At 52.5% G+C, this 3791-nt stretch carries 3 protein-coding genes and 1 pseudogene; 3 read left to right on the top strand and 1 reads right to left on the bottom strand.

Going from position 1 to position 3791, the window contains the following annotated elements; all coding sequences use genetic code 11:
* Positions 1 to 1252: pseudogene (locus BCA33_RS16080) on the top strand (TRAP transporter large permease subunit); the annotation flags it as partial.
* Positions 1253 to 1321: 69 nt separating this feature from the next.
* Positions 1322 to 2029 (top strand): nitroreductase, encoded by a 708-nt coding sequence (locus tag BCA33_RS16075; RefSeq protein ID WP_071267441.1) that lies wholly within the window; start codon positions 1322 to 1324, stop codon positions 2027 to 2029.
* A 30-nt stretch (positions 2030 to 2059) separates the two neighbouring features.
* Here BCA33_RS16075 and BCA33_RS16070 read toward each other — a convergent pair whose 3' ends face one another.
* On the bottom strand, positions 2060 to 2296 hold the full coding sequence (locus tag BCA33_RS16070) for a hypothetical protein (RefSeq protein WP_071267439.1): 237 nt from the start codon (positions 2294 to 2296) through the stop codon (positions 2060 to 2062).
* Between the two features lie 196 nt (positions 2297 to 2492).
* Between BCA33_RS16070 and BCA33_RS16065 the strand changes: the two genes are divergently transcribed.
* Positions 2493 to 3791: CHASE domain-containing protein (locus tag BCA33_RS16065; protein WP_071267437.1), on the top strand; the 1299-nt coding region annotated here is incomplete at its 3' end.

Genomic DNA, 3791 nt, shown 5'->3' with positions numbered 1-3791 from the left:
TAACCTTGGTACTGAGCATTGTTGTTCCTCTGCTGGTTATCAGTGGKCTTTATTTCACCTGGGGATTCGATTCCTTCTATATGGTGGCTGCGCAGATCCTGGGCACCATGGGCAGTTTTACGCTAGTTGCCATACCACTTTTCGTGTTCATGGCCATGGTTCTGGAGCGAACCGGTGTCGCAAGGGATTTGTACCGGATGATGCAACTGTGGTTTGGCGGCCTTCGCGGCGGCCTGGCTATAGGAACCCTGGTTATCTGCGCCATATTTGCCGCCATGGTTGGCATCAGTGGCGCAGCGGTGGTTGCCATGGGCACCATCGCATTGCCCTCCATGCTGGAGCGGGGCTATGACCGCAAAATGGCGCTGGGTGTCATCAATACAGGTGGTGGCTGGGGCATTCTGATACCGCCCAGCATTCTGATGATTCTCTACGCCCTGATTACCGGGGTATCCGTAGGCCAGATGTTTGCTGCCGGCATCATGCCTGGTGTGCTGCTGATGGTAATGACCGTTACTTACATTATCGTACGCTCTACCCTCCAGCCGCATCTGGCACCGGCCCTGCCTCCGGAGGAACGTGGCACCTGGCCTGAGAAGCTCCGTGCATTAAGATCTGTACTGCTGCCCATTGGCGTTGTGTTCATGGTTCTCGGCTCCATTATCGGTGGCATTACCACGCCAACGGAAGCCGCCGCCATGGGTGTTCTTGGTTCGCTGATTTCGGCGGCCGTCTATCGCCAACTCAAGTGGAGCGTCCTGCAAGAAGCCGCTATCCGTACCTTCAAGCTCACGGGCATGATCATGTGGATCCTGTTTGCCGCTCACGCGTTTAGCGCGGCATATCAAAGCATGGGTGCTCAGGATCTGATAGAAGGCATGATGCAACACATTCCCGGCGGCCCTGGGGCATCATCATTGCAATGATGGTGATCATATTCTTCCTGGCCATGGTGCTCGACCCGGTTGGCATCATGCTGATCACTCTGCCGGTGTTCATGCCGATCGTGAAATCCCTTGGTTTCGATCCAATCTGGTTCGGCATACTGTTCGTGATCAACATGGAAATCGGCTATAAAACACCTCCTTTCGGATTTAATCTGTTTTATCTGAAAGGCGTGGTCCCACCGGAAATTACCATGAAGGACATCTACACCTCCGTGGTTCCGTTCGTGATCATCGAGATCGTGGCCATTGGCATCATCATGGTCTTTCCGGAAATCGCGACATGGCTACCTGGCGTGTTTTTCTGACCAGCACCAGCACCGCCATGAGCACTCGGTGCGAGTGCTCATGGCCTTCCTATCGTTTCGGAGTCTCATATGAATGCAATCAGCAAACCCACCATGTCTCTGGCAGATACGATTTCCCAGCGGCGCTCTGTCCGCGGCTTTTTACCGGAACCGGTGCCCGAAAGCACGATTAGAGAAGTCTTTGAACAGGCACAGCAGGCCCCATCAAACTGCAATACGCAGCCTTGGAAAGTAGTCGTGGCTTCTGGCGCGCTACGTGACTCACTGCGCAAACAATTTGTTGAGCGGGCAATGTCAGGAATACCATCAAAACCGGATTTCAGCTACGTCAGCAAGTTCGATGGCCCGTATCGTAGCCGCCAAGTTGAATGTGCCTCCGCACTGTATGGCGAAATGGAGATCGCCCGCGATGACAAGGCTGGGCGGAGCCGGGCTGCCCTGCGTAATTTCGAGTTCTTTGATGCGCCACACGTAGCTTTCTTGTGCATGGATAGCTCCTTTGGTGCGACTATCGCCGTGGATGTCGGCATTTACGCGCAAACCCTGATGCTGGCAATGACGGCCCATGGAATAAGCTCCTGCGCCATGGGCAGCTTGCGATCGCACCCTGACATGGTTCGCGATGCCTTTGGGCTGGATGAAAATATGGGCGTTGTTTTCGGTATCTGCTTCGGTTACGAAGATCCGGAGGTCAAAGCCAACAAAACCCGGACCACACGTGTGCCTCTTAGTGAAGCAGTGATATTCAAGGATCACTTTCAAGAAAACTCTGATTGATTTCGGTCATTACGTAGCCAAGCGCCGCACCTATTGCGTGCCATCACCCCGGACGCCCAACCGGTCGAGATACACATGCAGCTCGGCCTCGCTCATATCCACGTACTCCAGCACCCTACCGTAAAGCATAACGGTGGGGACATTCCGCCCGTTTCTCTCTTTCTGGGTTTCATGTATCAGATACAGAATAAGCCTCTCTGTGCGAGTCAGACCATCACGCACATCCGGAATAACCTCCAGAACGCTCTGCCACTCTTCAGGACTCATAACCACCCTTTTATTCTCACCGCTATAGACGAAGCGCCATAATTGCTCGTGGCCTGATAAACGTGCTGGCTGAAAAAGACCGCTCGACACACTCTCTCTCAGTTCACGGTAACTTACTGCCACGCTATAACTTTTGCGAAATGTCGGCTAGTCTGGCTTATCGCACGTGAACCCATCACTCAGGCCTGACAAGTATATGGTAAAACTCCGGGGCGTAGCTGCTCAAATAACAAACCTCCACTGGGTGGTGATTGGCCTTTCCTTGCTGCTAACCATTACAGCCTGGCAATTTTCTGCACAAATTGCCGATACCAGGGCTGAAGACCAGTTTGACCAGAGGGTTCAGCAACTCAATGGGCTATTGATGGACCGGATGCAAAAATACGAGCTTGCTCTGCTTTCCGGGGTCGGCACCATCCGCGCAAACGGCGGCGACATTTCACGCACTCAGTGGCAGCATTTTGCAGAGTCACTTGCGGTGCAAGACCGTTTGCCGGGGGTGAGCGGGATTGGGGTTATTAAACGTGTGCCGGAAAGTAATCTTGAATCCTATCTTGCGAAAGAACGACAGGAACGCCCGGGCTTTAGCGTTCACCCGCCTCATACAGGAACCGACTTTTGGCCTATCACCTATCTTGAGCCGTTAGCCGGAAACGAAGCTGCCATCGGGCTAGACATGGCTCATGAGACAAACCGTTTCACGGCTGCCCTAAAAGCCATGCGCACAGGCGAGACCCAGATTACTGGCCCCATAGCGCTGGTGCAGGATGACGAAAAGAAGCCCGGCTTTTTGTTTTTCCAACCTTTCTATCGCACACCAGAAGCACCGCAACAAGAAAACAAGGAAGCGGACTTCCTGGGCCTTGTCTACGCACCGTTTGTTGTTTCCCGGTTAATGGAAGGCACACTGGCAAACACCAACCGACTACTACATTTTCAAATTAGTGATGGCAAACACCAGCTCTATAGCGAATTCAGTGGCACAGCAGAGAACAACTACGATACCTCGCCCATGTTCCAAGCTTCTTACGTTCTGGATATATACGGCCGGGAATGGAAGTTTGATGTCCAGACAACTCAGCTATTCGAAAAATACAACGCAAGCAAGCTACCTACCGCTATTCTTGTAAGCGGCCTGATTATAAATGGGTTGATACTGGCCGCGTTCATGCTGCTATCTAACGCGAAGCGTCGGGTCGAGCAGGAAGTCATAGAGAAAACCGCTGAACTCAACATGCAGAAGCTGGAGGCAGAGTCTGCCGTTAAGGTAAAAACGGCCTTTCTTGCAAACATGAGCCACGAAATCCGCACGCCCATGAACGCCGTTATCGGCATGCTGGTTCTGCTAAAAGAAGCACCACTCAACGATTACTCCAAGCGTTTGGTGGGCAAAGCGTTTTCAGCATCAGAGGTATTGCTGCAGCTTTTAAACGACATTCTGGACCTGTCGAGAATCGAAGCAGACCACATAGAACTGGATTATAAGCCGTTTGAA

This window comes from Marinobacter sp. AC-23 (genome assembly GCF_001858325.1).
GTDB lineage: Bacteria > Pseudomonadota > Gammaproteobacteria > Pseudomonadales > Oleiphilaceae > Marinobacter.
Note: the sequence above shows the minus strand (reverse complement) of the source record. Positions and strands in the feature narration are given on the sequence as shown.

Excerpts from the sequence above, each read along its gene's own strand:
- BCA33_RS16075 (WP_071267441.1), top strand. The coding sequence starts at position 1,322 with ATGAATGCAATCAGCAAACCCACCATGTCTCTGGCAGATACGATTTCC.
- BCA33_RS16070 (WP_071267439.1), bottom strand. The coding sequence starts at position 2,296 with ATGAGTCCTGAAGAGTGGCAGAGCGTTCTGGAGGTTATTCCGGATGTG.